The sequence below is a fragment of the Bacteroidota bacterium genome (assembly GCA_039111535.1).
Lineage (GTDB): Bacteria > Bacteroidota > Rhodothermia > Rhodothermales > JAHQVL01 > JBCCIM01.
The window spans coordinates 1-19,370 of record JBCCIM010000003.1; the positions used below are offsets into that span (position 1 = coordinate 1).

At 50.6% G+C, this 19,370-nt stretch carries 16 protein-coding genes and 1 pseudogene; 5 read left to right on the plus strand and 12 right to left on the minus strand.

The genetic code is table 11. The annotated features are described in order from the left end of the window. From AAF564_00740 to AAF564_00755, 4 genes and pseudogenes are all read right to left on the minus strand, one after another. On the minus strand, positions 1-201 hold a 201-nt coding region (locus AAF564_00740; GenBank protein MEM8484036.1), incomplete at its 3' end, for a hypothetical protein. Positions 202-478: 277 nt separating this feature from the next. Continuing rightward, positions 479-1,480 (minus strand): transaldolase, encoded by a 1,002-nt coding sequence (locus AAF564_00745; protein MEM8484037.1) that lies wholly within the window; start codon positions 1,478-1,480, stop codon positions 479-481. 12 nt (positions 1,481-1,492) lie between these two features. Then, positions 1,493-3,130, minus strand: a pseudogene (gene pgi / locus AAF564_00750) (glucose-6-phosphate isomerase). Positions 3,131-3,511: 381 nt separating this feature from the next. After that, complete coding sequence (locus AAF564_00755) at positions 3,512-4,051, minus strand: hypothetical protein (protein MEM8484038.1); 540 nt, start codon at positions 4,049-4,051, stop codon at positions 3,512-3,514. 74 nt (positions 4,052-4,125) lie between these two features. On the opposite strand from AAF564_00755, the gene AAF564_00760 reads away from it, so the two are divergent. After that, positions 4,126-4,527, plus strand: a complete 402-nt coding sequence (locus AAF564_00760) for a hypothetical protein (GenBank protein ID MEM8484039.1) — start codon at positions 4,126-4,128, stop codon at positions 4,525-4,527. A 59-nt stretch (positions 4,528-4,586) separates the two neighbouring features. Here AAF564_00760 and AAF564_00765 read toward each other — a convergent pair whose 3' ends face one another. Beyond that, complete coding sequence (locus tag AAF564_00765) at positions 4,587-4,808, minus strand: hypothetical protein (GenBank protein ID MEM8484040.1); 222 nt, start codon at positions 4,806-4,808, stop codon at positions 4,587-4,589. A 64-nt stretch (positions 4,809-4,872) separates the two neighbouring features. Then, positions 4,873-7,524 carry a M14 family metallopeptidase gene (locus AAF564_00770; GenBank protein MEM8484041.1) on the minus strand — a complete coding sequence of 884 codons (2,652 nt, stop codon included), beginning with the start codon at positions 7,522-7,524 and terminating at the stop codon, positions 4,873-4,875. Positions 7,525-7,793: 269 nt separating this feature from the next. On the opposite strand from AAF564_00770, the gene AAF564_00775 reads away from it, so the two are divergent. Further along, complete coding sequence (locus AAF564_00775) at positions 7,794-8,735, plus strand: CsgG/HfaB family protein (GenBank protein ID MEM8484042.1); 942 nt, start codon at positions 7,794-7,796, stop codon at positions 8,733-8,735. An 18-nt stretch (positions 8,736-8,753) separates the two neighbouring features. On the opposite strand, the gene AAF564_00780 is transcribed toward AAF564_00775, so the two are convergent. From AAF564_00780 to AAF564_00790, 3 genes are all read right to left on the minus strand, one after another. Beyond that, entirely contained in the window at positions 8,754-9,341 is a 588-nt protein-coding gene (locus AAF564_00780) for a hypothetical protein (protein MEM8484043.1), read from the minus strand. 92 nt (positions 9,342-9,433) lie between these two features. Further along, entirely contained in the window at positions 9,434-10,162 is a 729-nt protein-coding gene (locus AAF564_00785; protein MEM8484044.1) for a hypothetical protein, read from the minus strand. Between the two features lie 266 nt (positions 10,163-10,428). Then, a complete protein-coding gene (locus AAF564_00790) occupies positions 10,429-13,131 on the minus strand; it encodes a T9SS type A sorting domain-containing protein (GenBank protein MEM8484045.1) in 2,703 nt (900 codons plus the stop codon). A 610-nt stretch (positions 13,132-13,741) separates the two neighbouring features. On the opposite strand from AAF564_00790, the gene AAF564_00795 reads away from it, so the two are divergent. The 3 genes from AAF564_00795 to AAF564_00805 all read left to right on the plus strand — a co-directional run bounded on the left by AAF564_00795 (position 13,742) and on the right by AAF564_00805 (position 17,031). Next, on the plus strand, positions 13,742-14,482 hold the full coding sequence (locus AAF564_00795) for a hypothetical protein (protein MEM8484046.1): 741 nt from the start codon (positions 13,742-13,744) through the stop codon (positions 14,480-14,482). Between the two features lie 825 nt (positions 14,483-15,307). Continuing rightward, positions 15,308-16,018 (plus strand): hypothetical protein, encoded by a 711-nt coding sequence (locus tag AAF564_00800; protein ID MEM8484047.1) that lies wholly within the window; start codon positions 15,308-15,310, stop codon positions 16,016-16,018. 176 nt (positions 16,019-16,194) lie between these two features. Continuing rightward, positions 16,195-17,031: a neutral zinc metallopeptidase gene (locus AAF564_00805; protein ID MEM8484048.1), complete on the plus strand. Its 837-nt coding sequence runs from the start codon at positions 16,195-16,197 to the stop codon at positions 17,029-17,031. Between the two features lie 125 nt (positions 17,032-17,156). Here the strand turns inward: AAF564_00805 and AAF564_00810 are convergent, their stop codons facing one another. The 3 genes from AAF564_00810 to AAF564_00820 are packed head-to-tail and all read right to left on the minus strand — an operon-like array spanning position 17,157 to position 19,345. Beyond that, positions 17,157-18,230 carry a hypothetical protein gene (locus AAF564_00810; protein MEM8484049.1) on the minus strand — a complete coding sequence of 358 codons (1,074 nt, stop codon included), beginning with the start codon at positions 18,228-18,230 and terminating at the stop codon, positions 17,157-17,159. 31 nt (positions 18,231-18,261) lie between these two features. After that, on the minus strand, positions 18,262-18,915 hold the full coding sequence (locus tag AAF564_00815) for a DNA-3-methyladenine glycosylase 2 family protein (protein MEM8484050.1): 654 nt from the start codon (positions 18,913-18,915) through the stop codon (positions 18,262-18,264). Next, positions 18,905-19,345, minus strand: coding sequence for a hypothetical protein (locus tag AAF564_00820; protein MEM8484051.1), 441 nt, complete (start codon positions 19,343-19,345; stop codon positions 18,905-18,907). The genes AAF564_00815 and AAF564_00820 overlap by 11 nt, the downstream gene beginning before the upstream one ends. Positions 19,346-19,370: the final 25 nt, after the last annotated feature.

A 19,370-nucleotide genomic window follows, 5' to 3' on the forward strand; every position in this document is an offset into this window, starting at 1 on the left:
CAGAAAAATAGTTGTTAGCAAAGATTGATTCATTTTCAGCAATTTAGCGCGCGGATGTCCACCAAATGCGTGGTGATGTGCGGTGGGTGCTTTTATCGAAGCGTTTTCCTTAATAAAATTCAGGCGGACTTGTGCGAAAGGAGATAAAAGCGCGCCTTTATTTGGTGGTGCCCTTTTCTTTGGTTCGTTTCTTTTGGGCAAGCAAAAGAAATGAACATACGCGGTTTTTAATGCAAGGCTGCCGCTTGGAATTTATTATTGCGTATGACCTTTAGCACGATCAAAAAGCCCCAAAGAGTACCCATCAATTAAACGTTTATTTTAAGAGATCTCTCAGCCCATTGGATAAATAATTTTTTCTGAACACCCCTGGTTCGGTGTTCGTTATTCACAAGCACTCGAAATTCGACAAACAAAAAAGGCCGGCGCCCACCTCGCGGTAGTGCCGGCCTTAAAAGATAACCAAGGCAATACAGACTTATGCGCCTACAGTCTCGCCGCCGAGGGCCAATTCTCCAAGCCGCGCTTCGAGTTGGTCTTCGAGGGACTCGAGTGCTTTTGAGAAGCCGTCGATGCCTTCCTGCAGCTTGTCTGATGCCATCCGGTTGGCGGCGTGCATTTCGTCGAATACTTCTTTGGTGACGTTGATCTGCTCGAGATCGAGCGATTTCGGCCCTTCTGGCTCAAGTTTGCGCTCAAGCTGTCCTTCTGTCTCTTTCAATTCAGCAAGAAACTTCGGAGAGATGGTCAGCAAATCGCAGCCGGCCAATTCGAGGATTTCGCCGAGGTTGCGGAAGCTTGCACCCATCACTTCAGTTTTATAGCCAAACTTTTTGAAGTACTGGTAGATTTCTGTTACAGAAAGCACACCCGGGTCTTCAGCAGCCGGGTAACCGTCGCGGCCCGTGTCTTTTTTGTACCAGTCGAGGATACGACCAACAAACGGGGAAATAAGCGTGATGCCGGCTTCGGCACAGGCAATGGCCTGATGCAAACCAAACAGCAGGGTCAGGTTGCAATGGATGCCTTCTTTTTCCAGCACTTCTGCAGCGCGAATTCCTTCCCAGGTAGAAGCAATTTTGATCAGGATGCGATCACGGGAAATGCCGGCTTCTTCGTAGAAACCGATGATTTCGCGGGCTTTGGCAATGGTGCCTTCCATGTCAAAAGAAAGACGGGCATCTACTTCGGTAGAAACGCGGCCATCAATTACTTCGAGGATGTGCTTGCCAAATTCAACAGCCAGACGATCCACGGCGCGGGCTACCACTTTTTTGGTATCACCACCCACTTCGTCATGCGACTGGCGTAGCGCTTCGTCGATCAATTCAGCATACTCTTCCATCTGGGCCGCCTTTGCGATCAGGGAAGGGTTGGTTGTTGCATCTTGCGGACGGAAGGTCTTGATCGAATTAATATCGCCGGTATCAGCCACGACAACGGTCATGCTGGCCAGCTGGTCATAAAGTGAGCTGCTCATGGATGTATGTTGCTTTCTTTTATTTTTATAGTGATTGATCAACGCATTAGTTGAACCGTCATGACTTGCTACCAAATCGCCGGCTTCAAGTTCGCCGAGAATGGTTTTTGCAAGCTGCTTGCCAAGTTCAACACCCCACTGGTCAAAGCTGTTGATATTCCAGATGATGCCCTGCACAAAGATTTTGTGTTCGTAGCAGGCAATCAGCCGGCCAAGGGCACGTGGTGTAATGCGGTCCAGTAAAATCGAGGTAGTCGGACGGTTGCCTTCAAAGGTGCGGTGAGACACCAGGTCTGTCCGGTCTCCTTTGCCCATCGCTTCCAATTCGGCCTTAACCGCTTCGGGCGACTTGCCGAGCATGAGCGCTTCCGTCTGCGCAAAGAAGTTTGCCATCAGGATATCGTGGTGCCGGCCAGTCGGGTTATTGCTATGGACCGGCGCAATGAAGTCGCACGGTATCAAGCGCGTCCCCTGGTGGATGAGCTGGTAAAAGGCATGTTGCCCGTTGGTGCCTGGCTCCCCCCAGATAATGGGCCCTGTTGTATAGTCGCGGATTGCCTCTCCTTCACGGTTGACCCACTTCCCGTTGCTTTCCATATCTCCCTGCTGGAAATAAGCGGCAAAGCGGTGCAGGTACTGATCGTAAGGCAAGATAGCGTGTGTATCCGCGTCGAAAAAGTTGTGGTACCAGATGCCGATCAGGGCCATCCATACCGGAATGTTGTCTTCAAACGCTGCTGTCCGGAAGTGCTCGTCAGCTTCGTGCGCGCCGGCTAGCAATTCTTCAAACGCATCCGGGCCAATTACAATTGCGATCGAGAGCCCAATGGCAGACCAGAGGGAGTACCGCCCCCCTACCCAATCCCAAAACTCAAACATGTTGTTGACATCGATGCCAAACCGTGCCACTTCGGTGGCATTGGTTGACAAAGCCACGAAGTGTGATGCAACAGCTGCATCATCTTTCAACGCATCCAGCAACCAGCTTCTTGCGGTTGTTGCGTTGGTAATGGTCTCCTGGGTCGTGAACTTTTTTGAAGCTACGAGAAACAGCGTAGTCTCCGGATCAAGGGTACGCAATGTTTCTGCAACGTGGGTACCGTCGATGTTAGATACATAGTGAACACTGAGTCCTTCCTGCCACCAGGGCTTCAAGGCTTCCGTTACCATGACAGGACCCAGGTCTGAACCGCCTATACCAATATTTACGATATTGGTAAACCGCTTGCCTGTATACCCGGTACGTGCTCCGGAGCGGATACCTTCTGCAAATGCACGCATTTTGCCGAGGACTGCGTTTACACCGGGCATTACGTCTTCGCCATCAACATGGATGGGCCGGTTACTGCGGTTGCGCAGGGCTACGTGCAACACGGGGCGGTCCTCGGTAAAGTTGATCCGCTCTCCGCTAAACATTTTGTCGATGAATGCCGGCAGTTTCGCGTGATTAGCCAGGTCAAACAACAACGCCATTGTTTTATCGGTAATACGGTGCTTCGAAAAATCGAATAACGTATTGCCAAATGATTTGCTAAACGCATCAAACCGATTTGCTTCAGCCTCAAACAGGTCTTTGATGGCAACATCCTCCAAGGAGGCACGGTGCTGCTGCAGCGCCTTCCAGGCACCAGAGTTTGTCAGTTCACTCATAAATTGAAAAGGTAGAGATTTGGGGTGACCAGGAGTTTTTTATAGCTGTCCCGGCGATCGATTCGTGTCTTGGCCCCAGCACGAAAACAGCGGCAGAGAGCCTGACCCCTGCTGTAGAGCCAGTGTTGTGCCGCTTTGAAGCTTAAGCAGGCTTTAAAATAAGGAATAGTAGAACGGGGTTTGTTACTTTTCTATTGAAAGATCGCGGGAACTGCCCAAAACTAAGTGACACCATCATCCTGCGCTGTTACAGCAACGCTTTCGCTGGCTCTGTGGCCAGCCACCATACGTAAACAGGCAAAGCCTCAACGTGGTTTTGCATGCTGACTTTAAGGTAATTTTTTCCGGGAAACCGTTCCTTTTACCAGGATAAGCCTCTACTTAATCAGCGTCTGCATCACACCCTTCGCGTCGTTGTGTATCCGCAAGGGCAATTATTTTCCAGCCGTCGAGGCTCCTGAAAAACTGAAACGTATCTTCGCCGCAATGGTCAAGGGTATCATTAAAATAGAAGTTATAACTGATCCAAACGGTAGCGAGGTTATCGTGGACACGAATACTGGGATCCCAGTAGGTTTCCAGCATGGCGGTGTCCTGCTGTCCAACGATGAAGGTCGTAAAATCTTCGATCGGTATTGAACGCATGAGCGGGTCGCCGTTTGCCATAGATGAAGTCAGCACGACGCGCATGTCACGATCCACCACAGAAAGCATGGCTGTGGAATCTTTCGCAGCAAGGCCATCAAAAAACACTTCAATGGCTGCCATAATCGCAGTAGAGTCGGACTCAGCGGCTTCCGGGGGTACGGTGTCCTGTTGCTGAGCCATTGCTGGCGCAACGTCAAGGAACCAGAGCGCCAACACGAAGAGGAGCTGTCGGCGAATACATACAAATAACGCTAATCCTTGTGGGTACTTCATTTTTTATAGATTGGCTAAACTTGCTACGTACTATTCTCGTAGATTAAAACACCTTTACACTTACTCATTCCCCCATGTTGCGATCCTGCCTGACTATTATTGTGCTTGTCGTATTGGCCGGCGTTGTATACAACCTCTATCGAACATCACAAGAACCGGAAGTACCCGTACTCGAAGGAGAATTTAGTCCGCAGTTCAAAAAAGCCGTACTAAATTCACTGGAAGACTATGTACAGGACACCCCAGAAATCGACCGCCTGGTGCTAGACGGCTCCATCCTCGATATACACTACCGCAACAGGGTTGGTAAAAATCAATACCGACTCGATGCCTCCATCATAGCAGAGAACTTCTCGAAAACCAAACTCCAGCTCCTCAACAATGGCAATGTGTTGGTCCGTTGCATTTACGACAGCTTGATTCAGGTCGAAGCAACAGCCGAAAATGGCAGGGTGACCAACATCAACGAGCTATAACCCTGGTGATCAATACGGCTCAACAGTTGATTATGCTACAGGACTTTACGAGGCGACTGTTAGCCGTGGTATTCTTTTTTCAGAATGATTTCTGTTTTCGAATCGAAGCCTACATCGCCTGTAGCTACTACCTCCCAGCCTACGCGTCCCATATCGTTTAGGATTTTTGGGAGATTGGGTCCCAGCGATGTTTTCAGGTCACTGGACCGGTACCAAACGACGCCCGACGATACCGTCGGATCAGACTTTCCTATCAGGATTTCGTATTCAAATTTTTTCATCGGGCTACTAGCTGTGTTCAACTAACTCCTCTTTATATTCAAGTTAAGTGCAGGCAACTCGCGTTTAGAGCGACGGGACCAACATCACGGCATTTTGCATCAGGCGCGCCGTTCCAACCCAGAACATGCGGTACTGCGTATTGTCGAGTAGCATAACCACTTTCCCACGCCCCTGTGGTGCGACAATTGCAAATGCCTTGCCGGCCAGTTCCTCCCGGTTTTTAACAGACATATAGCCCGAAGCAAGAACCGAGTCTGATTTGGTATGGTAATACCCGACCACCTGCGCTTTTGTTGTTGGTTCAAAGCCCTGGTTGCCAAACTTCAGGCTAAACAGGGTCCGCGGCATGCCGTAAGCCAGAGGATGTGTTGTATCGAGATAACTGCGCAACGCGGAGCCCGGGATGTTATCCAGGTCACGTAAGTCTTTCCTGGCTTCCAAACCTACATACGGATCTTCGAGCGAGCCAGCTTCAAAGGCAGGTTTATCATCTTCTTCTTTCTTCTTCTCTTTCTTATACAGTGATACGTCAGCCATGCCGGCGCCCGACTTACTCAAAAATATTGCGCTGTTCTCCGTGCCAACGAGCGTACCGCCGGCTTTCACCCACCCACGGAGCGCAGCAACGGTAGAGCTATCCATTTGGCTGGATAAGTTGCCTCGCGCCCCTGGCAAGATCAACACGTCGTACTTTTTAAGTTCAAGGGAAGCCAACTGCGATAACCGGATACGGTTGATGGGCAGATTTGTCCACTCTTCAAACAAAAACCAGAGCTGACCGGCCGTATAGCTGTTAAACGGCGTATCCATCACCAGGCCCACGGTAGGATTTTTCACCGGCAAGCTTTCACGAGAAGCCGGGTTGATACTGCCTTCGGTCCAGCCGGAGTCATAGCCATAAATAGACACGCCGGCTTCACGGGCAATGCGCTGCATGTCTGCAGCCATACTCGAAAGTTTCGTACGATTTCTGCCGACCAGTACAACCAGGCTGCCGCGCCCGAACTTCTGCTCACCAATTTCCATCGGTTTTTTGATACTCCGCACGGCATAGCCCGCCTTCCAGAGTCCGGCCAACGCAGTGGGTGCGTTACGCTGTGCCCAATCGATGATATACGCATAGCCGGCACCTGCATTTTCCACCATGCCGGTAGTTTGCGGTACAGTTGTGATAGGCGAAGCATTTACCTGCACACCGCGCACGCTTGTTACCCAACCGGCTTTCAGGTTATAAGCAATAGGAGCCGACCACGTGGCCATGTCGTACATGATAGAGTCCTCAATAGCCATCTGCTTTTGCAGCAAGGTATTGACAAAGAGGTGACGGGGCTGGTCTGTGTCAACAACAAAAGTGCCGGCCTCAAACGTTCGCCGGGTTGGTTGTTGTGACCAGTAATCATACACAGCCGGCGCGGTAAACTGTTCGTCTACACGAGATACTTCTACACCATGCTCCAATAAAATGTGCACCAAATCACGTGCATAACTGTTTTTATCGTCTTCAATGAAGTAGCGTTTCTCAGGCCGCTTGTTGGACTTCGACGGATTCATAGCATCCTGAAAATAGCGCATCAACGCTGCTTTGTTGTCGAGCGAAGTCTCCATGCCGGCGACCGACGTGAGGTAGTGATCGTATACCCGCTGGCGTAATGTAAGTATGTAATCATCGTTCACTTTAACAGCGCGGCCACCCCGGCTGTGTCCCCCCTGCTCCCGCAACATCCCAATGCCACCCATGAGGGAGGGGTAGGAAGAACCATATCCCGGGTAGTAAAAATCAAAAGCCTCGTTGGTGAAATACGAAATGCCTTCTTTGTCGAAAGCGGTTGCATCCCCTCTGCCAAATTTGGCCTCCCAATCGAAATGTGCCGGCGGCAGATTCAGGTTTCGCGGCGTTGTACCCGGATGGGTGAAGTAGTTGTTGTTAAAACCCTGCTCATGGTAGTCGATATGGACCTGCGGCAACCATTCCTGGTAGGCCTTTATTCTGCCTTGCGACTCTGGGTGAATGAGCCACACCCAATCACGGTTGAGGTCAAACCAGTAATGGTTGGTGCGGCCTCCGGGCCAGGGCTCATTGTGCTCCAGATCGTCTGCACTTGTGTTGAGGTGTTTGCTGTGCATAGACTTATACCAGTATACGTACCGGTCGCGCCCATCTGGATTGAGGCAAGGGTCGATGATGACAACCAGATCATCCAGCATTTGCTGCGTTTTTGCGTCTGTACCAGCTGCAAGCCGATAGGCAATCTGCATGGCCGTTTCCGTGGAGGAAGGCTCATTGCCATGCACGTTGTAGCTCATCCAGTGGATCAGCGGTTGGTTTTCCATCAGTTGAGATGCTTCGCCGTTGGCTAGCTGCTGGTTGGCTGCTTTTATCTCATCAATTTTTGCATGGTTCTCAGCAGATGTAATCACAGCATAGACCAGCTTCCGCCCTTCATAGCTGCGTCCGTATTCGTGGAGCGTCACGTTACCAGAAGCGGCAGCGAGGGCTTCAAAATAGTCGAGTGCGTGCGCGTGTAACGTGAAATAGTCTCCCAGTTTATACCCGAGAAAAGAGGCAGGAGAAGGAATTGCATCCTTGTAGGTAATCTCGGGACTGAAAGTAAAACGTGCCTCGCCGGCATCCTGTGCAATGCTGTTTTGGACAATGCCGTTTTGGGCAACGATCAAACTGCACAAACTGATTAAAATCACTCGAATGACTTTCATGGAAGGACTATAGGTATGTGGCGCAACTGAGAAAATGATAGACCAGCATGCACAAACTGCAGCAACGACGGACGAAGCAGTTCAATCTGCATGCGCGATCGCTCAAATTTACACAACCCGGTTCCAATTTCAACATTGGGCATTAGTTTTTCGGCAGTCAGCCAGCATACACCAATGGTCTACCTGCGAATAGGCCGAAATAGTGTACAATTGTATTACACAACTTGTATCTTTCAGCATATTACTTATTCATCCCAAGTCCTGATATCATGTACCGTTTGAATACATTTGCCCGCTCAGTTTTTGTTGCGGGTTTTGCGCTCTTCATGCTCGTCGCCGGCTTTGCCCAACAAGCCCAGGCCCAAGAGTTGAAAAAAAGGTTGGCTGTCCTCACTTTCGAAGATAAAACAAGCCAGGCCTATGCTTATGGCTTTATGGGAAAAGACGCCGGTGATGCTTTCTCCGAAATGCTTACCACGGCACTCGTAAAATCTGGCAACTACATCGTCATTGAACGCAATGAGTTGCAGCAACTGCTTCAAGAGCAAGGGCTTGGTGTATCCGGGATTGTAACGCAGGAATCTGCTGCTCAAATGGGCAAGGTGCTGGGTGCAGAGCTCGTTATTATCGGTGCTGTTTCGGAATTTGGAAACTCCAAAGGTACGACCGGCGGCAGCACAAGACGGATTGGCGTCGGCATCGACAATTCAAAAGCGACGGTTGCCGTAGACGTACGGATTGTTGACCCAAGCACCAGTGAAATCATTGCAGCGGAAAACATCCGGAAAAGCAAAAGCAAAAAAGGCTTGAGCGTACGGGTAAAAGACATCAAAGTAGGGAGCCGCAATGAGTTTGATGAATCGATTGTGGGCAAAGCTGCGCGTGAGGCAGTGGACGGCGTTGTAGATCTGCTTGTTGATAACGCAGACAAAGTACGCTGGCAGGCCAAAGTGGTTACGATGAACGGTGGGCAGGTATTTATCAATGCCGGCTCGAAAAACGGCGTCAAAAAAGGCATGCAGTTCAAGGTATTCCGTGCCGGTGAAGCGCTTATTGATCCTGACACGGGCCTGAACCTTGGCTCTGTTGAGTCTACCGTTGGCGTAATTGAAGTGAATGACAATGAACTTGGCGAAGGCAAAGCAGCCCGCTGTACAGTCATTGAAGGCAGCGGTTTTGAACGCGGCGACATTGTGCGTGTCGACGGCTAGCCACCTGCTTACCTTACGTTATTCAACCCTCACAGCCGGATCTTCCCCCAGCGCTGTGAGGGTTTTTTCGTAGGCTTGCAGGAGCATTCGTTCATTTTCAACAAATACAAAAGAGATCCACTGCAATACGGCAAGTTGTGCGTCTTCTTTGTCGGCGCCATAGTTATTAATGCTGAAAGAGGATGACATCATATTTTCAGTCAGCTTATTGTAGGCTTCCTGAAAGGTGTACACTTCAGCAAGTGCAGTAGCCTGTTTGTATTCCATGTGAATCATGGCCCCCGTTTCTGATGCGGTTCGCCAGGCTGTGCCACGCAAGATGATTGGTAAAAAGGTCAGTGAATCTGTTGACATCTGCGCCACGTCGCCCCCCTGCCGGCTGTAGTTCCGCACCCGTTCGTGGGAGGGCAACATTTGTTCGATCAGGTGCTTGTTGCGGTTTATTTCATCGACCATACCTGCTAACGCAGTAGCTGCCAGCGCCTTGTTTTTTCTTACCTCACGCCACTCACTAACGCCAAATGCCAGAAACACAGCAAGGAAAATGGAGAGCACCTCAAAAACAATCAGGCGGAAAGACGAAGATGAAGCAGTTGTAGTTTTCAAAACATGCAACCAAAAGAGACGGGTTTCGGCAATATCCTGCGACGGATGCGATCAGAATATACTGGTAAGCATGTTATTTAGCGAGTTGCAAATCAGCCTTCGCGGCTGAGTACCCTGGCCATATCATCAAGGACGCCGGCAGCCCGGGGATGGGCACTGCTCAAGAGCAATTCCAGGGTTGAGTGCAATCCACCATATACCGAGATTTTAGCCTCCGGATCTGCGCCGGCATCCAACAGGTATTGCAAGACGCTTGCTGCGTTGGCCGGCACCACCTGGCGCCACGTTTCTACCCCGTTGGCAGCCATATAGATGAGCAAGGTTGCGCCGTGTCCAAATTGAGAGCGCTGGGTGGCCAGCGCGGGTTTTGCCCGTATCAGCTCGTCCAGTTTCTTAAGGTTGCCACTAAGCGCTGCATCTACAGCGGCTTCAAATTGCGCATCGAGTTTTGTATTCCCGTTTGCTTCTGCGGCACGCCACGATTCGAATCCGTGTTCTCGCGCTACGGCAAGGCGCATATGGTGGATGGTAAGATCTTGCCGAAAAATGCCCGCAGCATCAAGACCAATACATTCGGGCAACCAGTTGCTGAGTTGCACACATACGGCTTCATCTTTCAGTTTAAAATGTGAAAGCAGCACCCTGGCCTGGTGTTCGAGCACACCGATCACACGCAAATTTCCGGGGTATACGGATAGCAAAGCAGCGTGAAGCGCTACGGTCTCCTTGATCACTTGATGGCAATAAACATCCGGCACCCCGGCTGCATCCTGCTCAATAGCTTTCAGTGCCGGCGTACCCCTACTTTTGCTAACAGCCATTACATACTCTCAGCTTTGCTGTGTTGCGGGGATTGTATGATGACGTCATTTTGCAAGCTTATTGTCCACATGCTCCAGGAAGAACTTGCAATTGCAAGCGAAGTTTTCTGCGCCGCCATCTTTGTACATACTGCCAGAAATAACATTTGTCTGAAACAGCCGCATAAAAGATAGCGACGTACTAAACAGCGTTCAAAACAAAAGCGTACAAAAAGGCCTCATAGGGTATTTCACCTACGAGGCCTCCCGGGTTAATTTCTGCTTGTTTAACGGCGATACCAGTCAAACTGCATAAAAAACTCGTGCAAGGCGTCTGCTACCTTTTTCGCTCCATTTGCAGATGGATGCTGATTGACGCCGCCATCCTGGAAGTCTGAAAGGTCCCAGAAAATGCCACTGGCATTTGGCGTAGTACCGTTCGCCCAGATGTAAGGGCCCCAACCAATCCACGGCGGAGCGTTCGAGATCTGTCCTTGCTGGAACTGCTCTATGACCGTATTTGTCGCGAAACCGCCTTCGTATGAGATAGGCTCGCCACGTGCAGCCTGCTTGTTATCACTCACGTAGCCTCCCCAAATGCGGCTGGAGTTGAAGACTGCCTGCACGGAAGGGAATTCAGCGTGAATCCGCTGCATCAAGCTACCGATGTTGTTCACCAGGTCATAATAGTCAGCATTCGGATCCGGCAACGTCAGCCCATGCTCGGTGAACTGGTCAGCGTTTTTGGCCCAAATAACTTTCACCTGATCGAGTGAATGCTTGTTGGTCACTTTGTCTTTACACTTGGACCATAAGTCGTTGTTGGTTTCGATCCAACGCTCAATGGCGCTGCCCCCTACCGCACAGTTGACCAGTTCGATCTGATCTGCCATGTCCGGATGGTTTTCATACAACTCGATAAAGCGGTTGTACTCCTGGAAACCATTGCTCATGGAAATTGCGACGATCACAATTTTGCCATTTGTGGCCGTTACTGTTGGCGTGCCATTGTCTACCAATCCGCCATGGAGGCCATAGTAAGAATCAGACGGACTCATCAGGTCAAGGGCAATCATTTCATTACTTGAACCACCTTCGCCCGTGGTAAAGCTGAACACAGCTGACCAATCGCTAGAACCGCCGGCATCGTTTGCGCGCACGCGCCAGAAATGCTCGGTGTTTGCAACAAGCCCCGTCACCACTTCAGACGTGCCGGCAACTTCTCCCTTTTCATGTACAATTACAGAGAAGTCGCTCACCGTGGTAACTTGCAACGTATAGTTCGAAGCACCCGCTACCGCGTCCCAGCTAAAGCCGGATGAAGAGGGCGAAATACCGGTTGCACCGTCAGATGGCGCCAGCAATGTTGGCGGCGTAAGCGAGGAAGTCTCGCCGGCCGTTGTAAAGCTGTAAGGAATGGACCATTCGCTAAGTCCACCCGGGCCACTTGCCTGGATACGCCAGAAATAAGTCTGGTTGCCTGCCAACTCGAATACAGCCGCTGCATTGGTACTGATGCCGCCAGACTCCTGTGCAATCAACGAGAAATCTGATACAGTGGACAACTGCATGTTGTAGGTAGACGCGCCGGCTGCATTCTGCCATGAAAGCAGAAGGTTCGACGTTACCTGATCAACTGCACCATCCATTGGCGCAGAAAGTACGGGTGTATCGGGAATTGACCCAACTTGCTCGGTTGAGAACGAGTAGGCATTTGACCAATCGCCTGTGCCCCCTTCCCCATTGGCTTGCACGCGCCAGAAATAGGTGGTGCCGCCGGCCAGATCAGGTGTTGTAGTCGTGGTTGCCGGTAATGCTGCAGCATCCAGAATCAGCCCTGTGAAGTCGCTACTGGTTGCAACCTGCACATTGTAGTTCAATGCATTCGAGGCTGTAGACCAGACAAGCTGCGCTGTTGGTAGCACAACGTTGTTTGTACCGTTGGCCGGACTTTCAGGGGCCGGTATGCCCGGTAGTGGCACACCGTTATCAACGGTTGTAAAACGATAGGCCAGCGACCATTCACTGGTGCCATCTGCACCGGTTGAGCGGACGCGCCAGAAATAGGTTGTCGCTGGATCGAGGCCGGTAATGGAAGCAGTTGTGCCGCTGAGGTTTTCCTGCTGGAAATCTACACTTGTAAATTCAGAGCTTTGAGAAACCTGCACGGCGTAATAGTCCGCAAGATCGTCACCCAGCCATGCAACAGATACGCCGGCTTCGAGGATGCCTACAGCGCCGTTGGCCGGCGAAAGCAAAAGGGGCGCAGAAGGCACGCCTGGCAACAGCTGCTCCATCTGTAGCGTTATTTCGGTGCCATTAGAGATATCCTGCGTTGTACGAGCGGACAGGTAGCCCTGACGCACCGCATCAAACGTGACTATCATATCCTGTGGTTGTGATGCGCTCGCACGCACCTCAGGGAATTCCGGTACAATTTCATAGCCGGCATCAAGGGTTGCATGCACACCACCGCCGGTGCTGCCAATAGCCTTGACAACTTTACCAGAAACCACACCGCCTGCTGACTGGATGCGGTACACATAGAGTCCGGGTACAAGCCCGCCCATATCTACATTGAACCGATGGTAGCCGGCTGTGACCTGTGCGTCGAAGGCAGAAAGAACTTCCCGTCCTGTAATATCATAAAGAGAAAGTGTCACCTGCTGGCTCAAGTCAGCAGAGAACGGAATTGAGACGGCCTGCTGAACTGGGTTAGGATAAGGCGCGGCAACCTGGAATCCGCGCGTTGGCAATTCGTCTTCAGTGCTGGTAGAAGTCGGCGGTTCAATTTGGATGTACACACACCCGTCAGATGAGGTCGTACCAGCGACGGGCTGCTGATCAGCAATCTGGGCGACAATGGTTGTGCCCTGCAACGGTATGTTGCCACTGGCGTCGCGGGTACAAACGCGTGCCTGAACGGTGTCTTGTGCTAAGAGGGGTTGGCTGGTAAAGCAGAGTGTGAGCAGCAGAAAGCTGCTAAACATATATCGCGTGTTCATAGAACGGAAGAAAGTGCAGAAAAACGAGGAGGGGGCGACAAATCGCCTCCCAGACCTGCGAACATGAGCGGTCTGGCGATCCATAATCTGAATGAGATGGGTTATTGATACTGGGGAATGGGAGGCATTTGGTCCGTTTACAAGAAGTATGCCATGCAGCATGAATTGCGTTGAAATAAGCAAGCGGATGCATGAACATAAAAAACAGCAGAGCGGGCCAGATTCAAGTCTCATTTTTGGAACGAGGCCGGCCGCAGGTATGCAACTCCTTAAAATTGCAGTTTCACAACCGGGCCACCTGAATTGGTTGTCCTTATACTATACACCTGCCCCTCCATCAACCCCTATCCTGACTGATTTTCACCTGAAAAGGCTGCAAAAATGCCTTAAAACAGCCGGCGCATACCAGCTGTTTTGTAGTCAAATTCCTCTACAGTGCTTTGTGCTTTATAAACGCGAGCAACGCGCCACACCCCATAGATATACCCAACAATAAGCCTTTGATTATTTCAACAGACCTCAATCCCCCACTTCCGCTACAGCGGGCCAGACACCTCCTGGAGCGTCACTTCTACAATCAAACATATCGAGATCCATGAACCGAACAGTTGATTTCTATTTCACCCAGCGCCTGATCGACCTGATGATCAAGGTAGCAGGTGTTGTACTCACCTCTGTAGCAACGTACCAGGTCGCAAATAGCACGTTTGCGCACATTGAAGGCCCCTGGCAGGTTGCAGTAACCCTGGGTGCGCTTCTTTTGGTGGAAGGCGCTTTTGTGCTGACCTGGTTCGCGCTGGATACACAGCGTAACGCCCCGATGGCGATGAAAGTATCCTGGTCGATTACCCTTGTTACCATTTATGTTGCCCTCCTTGTGATTGGCATCATCAACGGCGAAGGCAGCGCCGGCTGGGCTTTTCGCCTTGTGCTCGGCATCATGATTGGCAAAAGCGTCTACGAAGCTGGCGTATATGAAGTACTCAAAAACAGCCGTAAATCAGATAAGGACATTATGAACGCCTACAGCGTTCGCAAACTTAAACTCAAAGTAGAACGACAAAAAGCGATTCATGCAATGATTGACGCCAACACGGAAGCAGCATACCGCCGCGAGTTAAATGACCAGGTAGACCGCGCCCGACTAGAAGCTGAACATGAAGCAGCGCTATTGAATGTAGAAATTCACCGTACAAACCTGTTGCAGCGCATCCGCGCAAAAGACAGCCTTGCCCGAGGCCAGCTCCTGGCTAGTCTTGCCCGTAACGAAGAAGGCCAATCACAGGCCCAGGCGCTCAGAGAAATGACACGCATGCAAATAGAAATGCGAAACTAGACTGAATCTGGAAAGAACGTGCAATACAGCGTCTACGTACAACCTCAGATGTAAAGGCCCTGTTTTGCACGTCATTCCCCCACACTCCAAACGCCTCACTCATGCGCATTAAAGCTTGCGTTTAATGCCGAGTGCTGAATGTCGATTGACGATTGATGTGCCACAGCAGTATTCAACAGAAACACGGAAACACAAAGAACCGCAGATCACCTCCTCACTCCAAAAACTCCTCACTCCAAAAACTCCTCACTCCAAACTCCTCACTCCAAACTCCATAAAATAAACAAACGCGCACTGCTCAAAACTTTACTGACTCCTTTGCCCCCCGATAAAAGATGTCAGTATTGTCTTACGCTGTGCGCGTCTGTCATTTTCGGTTTCAAGATACTGCAGGCATCAGCCGGTACATAGCGCTTCTCGCCAATAAAAATTCCTGCAGGTGCGCCGATTCGAGTGCGCCGGCCCAAATCCCACCTTACAGGCAGTTTTGAGTCTAATTTCCACCAGAAAAAAATCGGATGTGCCTGTCTACTTTTACAACAACTCAAAAAAATATGTATGCATGTCTTGACCGCACATATATCACACATTATATTATGTCTATCATATGAGCAGATAGAATCGTTCCAACTCTTTCACAGGTCTCGCGCATACTGCCTGCTCTACGTTCGTTAATACCTTTGCACCGCTGCGTCAGAAAATCAGCATACCTGTTCTGGTTGGTCACACAGACGACTTCTACCCGAACCGTGGTTTTCTTAAATATCGTTTTCCGCTAATGCTGTGCGCGGTCCCCAATTGATCACCCTTTGACAGGAGCAACCCATGAAGGAAACCGTCTTGCATCGTCGTATAGTTCTGCCGGCTGACCAGTTGAAACAGGAAATGGCGGCACAACACCATGCAAAGACGGACACCCATGCCTATTTCATTGTACTGGGTATGCGCGCCGGCGATTTGGGCTACCGCCAGGTGATCCATGAAGTCTCCAAGCTCGGTGAAGTGGCCCATTTTAATGACGGGTTGCTCTACCTGACCACCACCCTATCCATCGACGAGGTGTTCAAGCGCGTCAACAAGAGCATTGTTGACCCCGGTATTCCCAGCGACGTTGGCCTCCTGATACTCGACCCGAGCCAGGAGCAAGCCAAATGGTACCTGAATCGCGACATATCGCAAGTCCTCGTTGAAAACTGGCACAACAAATCCAACCTGTTTGTCTGCCATGACAATGGCGCAAACAAAGACCTCGTCTATAACATCAATGCACTGGGTGAAGCGATTCCGCTTAGCGAACATATCTGGTACGTGAGCACTTCGTACCAACCGCGTGAGGCCTACCAGATTTTAACGGCGGATAATCACGCAGACGAACGCGTCACCGTTTTTGATGCTTCGGGACGTGCATGCTCATGGCAGTCAGACAGTAATCGCATTACCATTCAGCTCGAACACGAAACGCCTGACCTCCCACAGCGCGCCACCATTCACCAGCCCAAAAGCTGGCAAGCCTCTATGCTCGCTTCATTTCTATAATAAATTGCAGTGAGTTGTGTAGCCGATGGTAGAATTTGCCCTTCTGATTCCAGATATTGTTAATCTGCGCCTGCACCCACCCATCTGACCTTGTTCGGAATTGGCAGGAGGCAGCTAAAATCTCGGACCCACCCCATCTGGAAGTTCACAGTAATATCTGTATAGAGGTAAATTTAATGCGCTGGAAATCAGGCCGACGCAGCAGCAACGTAGAAGACCGACGCGGTGGCCGTGCCCCTATGGGCCGCGGCGTCAAAATTGGTGGCGGTGCAGCCATCATTGCGTTGCTACTCACCTTACTACTCGGACAGGATCCTACTGGCATTCTGCAACAAATGAGCGAGCCGCAAACGCAGTCTGTGCCTAACCAGGCCAATGCTGCGCAAGACGAAGCAGCAGACTTCGTTTCAGTTGTCCTGGCTGATACCGAAGACACCTGGAAAGGATTGTTTGCAGCAGCCGGCTCTCGCTATATCAATCCAAAACTTGTTCTTTTTTCTGATGCCGTGAATTCCGCCTGTGGCTATAACACAGCGGCTACCGGTCCTTTTTACTGCCCCGGTGATCAGAAAATTTACCTCGACCTGAGCTTTCTCCGAGAGCTCCAACGGTTTGGCGCCCATGGAGATTTTGCCGTTGCTTATGTAATTGCACACGAAGTAGGGCATCACATCCAGCGCATTGTAGGTACCGAGCAACAGGTTCGACAAACACAACGCCGTGTCAGCAAGCAGCAGTCAAACCAACTCTCGGTAGCCATGGAATTGCAGGCGGATTGCTATGCCGGCGTGTGGGCCCATCATGCGCACAAACAACGCCAGATCCTTGAGCAGGGAGACGTCGAAGAAGGCCTGAACGCTGCAGCATCTGTCGGTGACGACCGGATGCAACGCATGGCTGGGCAACGTATTCAGCCGGAAGCTTTCACCCACGGCTCCTCCGAACAACGGGCACGCTGGTTCAGACGTGGGCTCGAAACGGGAGATACTAACCAATGTGACACGTTTTCCTAGCGAGGCTAACGGATTCAGGAATTAAAAAAGCCGACTCCCCTTAAGGGGGTCGGCTTTTTTATAAATCAACAGCTATCCTGCTGGGAATGCGCAAGCGCAACTTGCTTCATCGGCAGGATAAATCACTACCCCTCAGCGTTGAAGTAGCTGGGGGCGTCAACTTTCTTATACTTCGAAGGGACCGTAAATCTGCTCGGATCATCCCCAACAGTTTTGATCATCAGGTAAACAGTTTCCGTTTCAGTGAGAATCGACTGTTTTGTGATTTCTTCTGACTGATCAGGCTGCTCCTCTTCGCCGCCCAGGTTTAGGCCCTGGTTTTTGAGTGCATTTTTAGCCAGCCGGCCAAGTCCACCCCGCCGTTTCTTTTTCTTGGCTTCCTTCTGGTTAAAAATAGCATCCAGATCAAGCTCCTGATCTTCCGGCCCAAGCACAATGTAGGTCACTGTTTTGAGTGGTGCTCCTTCGAGCTTTTCCATCTCTTCAGCCAATTGCTCCATGGCCGGCCCCATGCGTCCGTCGCTCATAAACGCCTGCTGCATGCCTGCCATCCGGCCCATATTTGCGCCGCTAAACGCCTGACCAACAGACGCTGTGTAGTTTTTGCCAAATGCCTCAACAACGTCATATCCAGGAACGTCTTTGCTAATCCACATTTCCGAAACGGTGTAAAATTTCCCGGCAGCTGTCTCCGTATTCCCGGCGTCATTTGTTGTTTCTGCGGTATATGTCAACTCCATGATCATAAGCTTTTTGCTTGTGCTGAAGCCGGCAACATCACCACCATTACCCTGATCCTCGACCTTAACGCTGAACTCCATGGCTGCTGGATCATAACCAGCCTCCCCCATCTCCTGCTCAGCGTCTGCGGAAGCTGTAGAAAACATGTTTGCCATTTCGTCAAAACCCATTTCGAAATAGGTTTTTTTCTTATGGTCCATCGTTTTAAAATTGCCATCCACCGCGCTTAATATCGTAGAAGTGCGTTTGCCTTCTTTAGTAAGCATATACTTGTCATTGACGTATACCTCGCTTACTTGTGGCTTATTGCCAATCATGTTGCCCATTGCGCCGAGCATATGCATTTTCATGCGCGTTTCAGTTTTATAGTGCACCGTCTGCGAAAAGGCGGTGCCGGCAAAAGACAACATGCAAAAAACCAGCAAGCACGTTGTTTTTGTATTGATCCAGTTGTTCATAACCTAGGAGTGAGTAATTGGAATGTTGCTTTTAACTGTTCGTGACGGCACGGCGGGTCATGTGAATCAGGTAGTGATTCCATAAAATGCAGGCCGCCACCGAGCGCCATGGTTGCCACGCGCTGGCAATCGTTGCCAGGTCATCAGCTGTTGCAGTGACAGGTAGCTGTTTGACTTGTCGGATGGATTTGACCAATGCCAGATCGCCACCTGGCCAGACATCAAGCCGCCCCAGTGCCATCAAAAGGTATATGTCTGCTGTCCAGCGACCTATCCCCTTTAATTGCGTAAGATTTGCACGAATTGCGTCATCATGTTGCAAAGAAAGCGTTTCAAGAGACAATGTACCACGAAGCAATGACTCTGACAACCCACGGACATAACGCGTTTTTTGCCGGCTAAAGCCTATCTCTTTTAAGGCATCATCACTGAGGTCGAGAAAAGCTGTCGGGGAAAAATCAGATAACGCTGCCTGCAACCGATCGAAGGCAGCCTGTGCTGACGCCAGCGACACTTGCTGTTCCAGTATAATGTGTACCAACGTAGCAAACCCGGGCTTGCGGCGCCACATCGGAGGTGTACCATCGCGGGCCACCAGCCTGGCCAGGTCTGCATCTCGTTTTACCAGCGTCTCTACACCAGTCTGAAAATCAGCATCATTTCGAGCAGTAGGGTCACTCAGCATCACCAGACAACCGTCCTAGTTTCAATTCAGAAAGGTCTGCCTGTACCACGGACACCAGCATCTTCGCGTTGTTACGCTCGCTGCGCCCCACCTGAAGCACCAGCTTTTCGTCGCGCGCACCATGTACTTTTTCGAAAGCTGTAAGGCTGTTGGCAAATGCCGTAATTTTGCAAGAAAACAGGTTCGATTTGACTGTCAATTCGCGCAACAGCTGCAGCTCAAATACGTGCCGAATGATTTCGGATGTTTTCGCCGAATGCGAGTCTGCCCCTACCACAACTTGTACTCCCGGATTGCTGTTCAATTTGTACTCCAGCCCCAGTTTCTGATTGCTGTAGGTAAGCAACCCACGTATTTGATAGACGCCATTTGTAAAATCCTGCATATTGGGCGACATGACAAACGATACAGAATCTGCAAATCCTAACATAAAAAACTGCCTCTATTACAAACGC

Bases quoted from the DNA above. Each gene is read 5' to 3' on its own strand.
- AAF564_00765 (MEM8484040.1), bottom strand. From the start codon at position 4,808: ATGAAAAAATTTGAATACGAAATCCTGATAGGAAAGTCTGATCCGACG.
- AAF564_00755 (MEM8484038.1), bottom strand. From the start codon at position 4,051: ATGAAGTACCCACAAGGATTAGCGTTATTTGTATGTATTCGCCGACAG.
- AAF564_00795 (MEM8484046.1), top strand. From the start codon at position 13,742: ATGAACCGAACAGTTGATTTCTATTTCACCCAGCGCCTGATCGACCTG.
- AAF564_00775 (MEM8484042.1), top strand. From the start codon at position 7,794: ATGTACCGTTTGAATACATTTGCCCGCTCAGTTTTTGTTGCGGGTTTT.
- AAF564_00790 (MEM8484045.1), bottom strand. From the start codon at position 13,131: ATGTTTAGCAGCTTTCTGCTGCTCACACTCTGCTTTACCAGCCAACCC.
- AAF564_00770 (MEM8484041.1), bottom strand. From the start codon at position 7,524: ATGAAAGTCATTCGAGTGATTTTAATCAGTTTGTGCAGTTTGATCGTT.
- AAF564_00815 (MEM8484050.1), bottom strand. From the start codon at position 18,915: ATGCTGAGTGACCCTACTGCTCGAAATGATGCTGATTTTCAGACTGGT.
- AAF564_00805 (MEM8484048.1), top strand. From the start codon at position 16,195: ATGCGCTGGAAATCAGGCCGACGCAGCAGCAACGTAGAAGACCGACGC.
- AAF564_00785 (MEM8484044.1), bottom strand. From the start codon at position 10,162: ATGGCTGTTAGCAAAAGTAGGGGTACGCCGGCACTGAAAGCTATTGAG.
- AAF564_00760 (MEM8484039.1), top strand. From the start codon at position 4,126: ATGTTGCGATCCTGCCTGACTATTATTGTGCTTGTCGTATTGGCCGGC.
- AAF564_00820 (MEM8484051.1), bottom strand. From the start codon at position 19,345: ATGTTAGGATTTGCAGATTCTGTATCGTTTGTCATGTCGCCCAATATG.
- AAF564_00810 (MEM8484049.1), bottom strand. From the start codon at position 18,230: ATGAACAACTGGATCAATACAAAAACAACGTGCTTGCTGGTTTTTTGC.
- AAF564_00745 (MEM8484037.1), bottom strand. From the start codon at position 1,480: ATGAGCAGCTCACTTTATGACCAGCTGGCCAGCATGACCGTTGTCGTG.
- AAF564_00800 (MEM8484047.1), top strand. From the start codon at position 15,308: ATGAAGGAAACCGTCTTGCATCGTCGTATAGTTCTGCCGGCTGACCAG.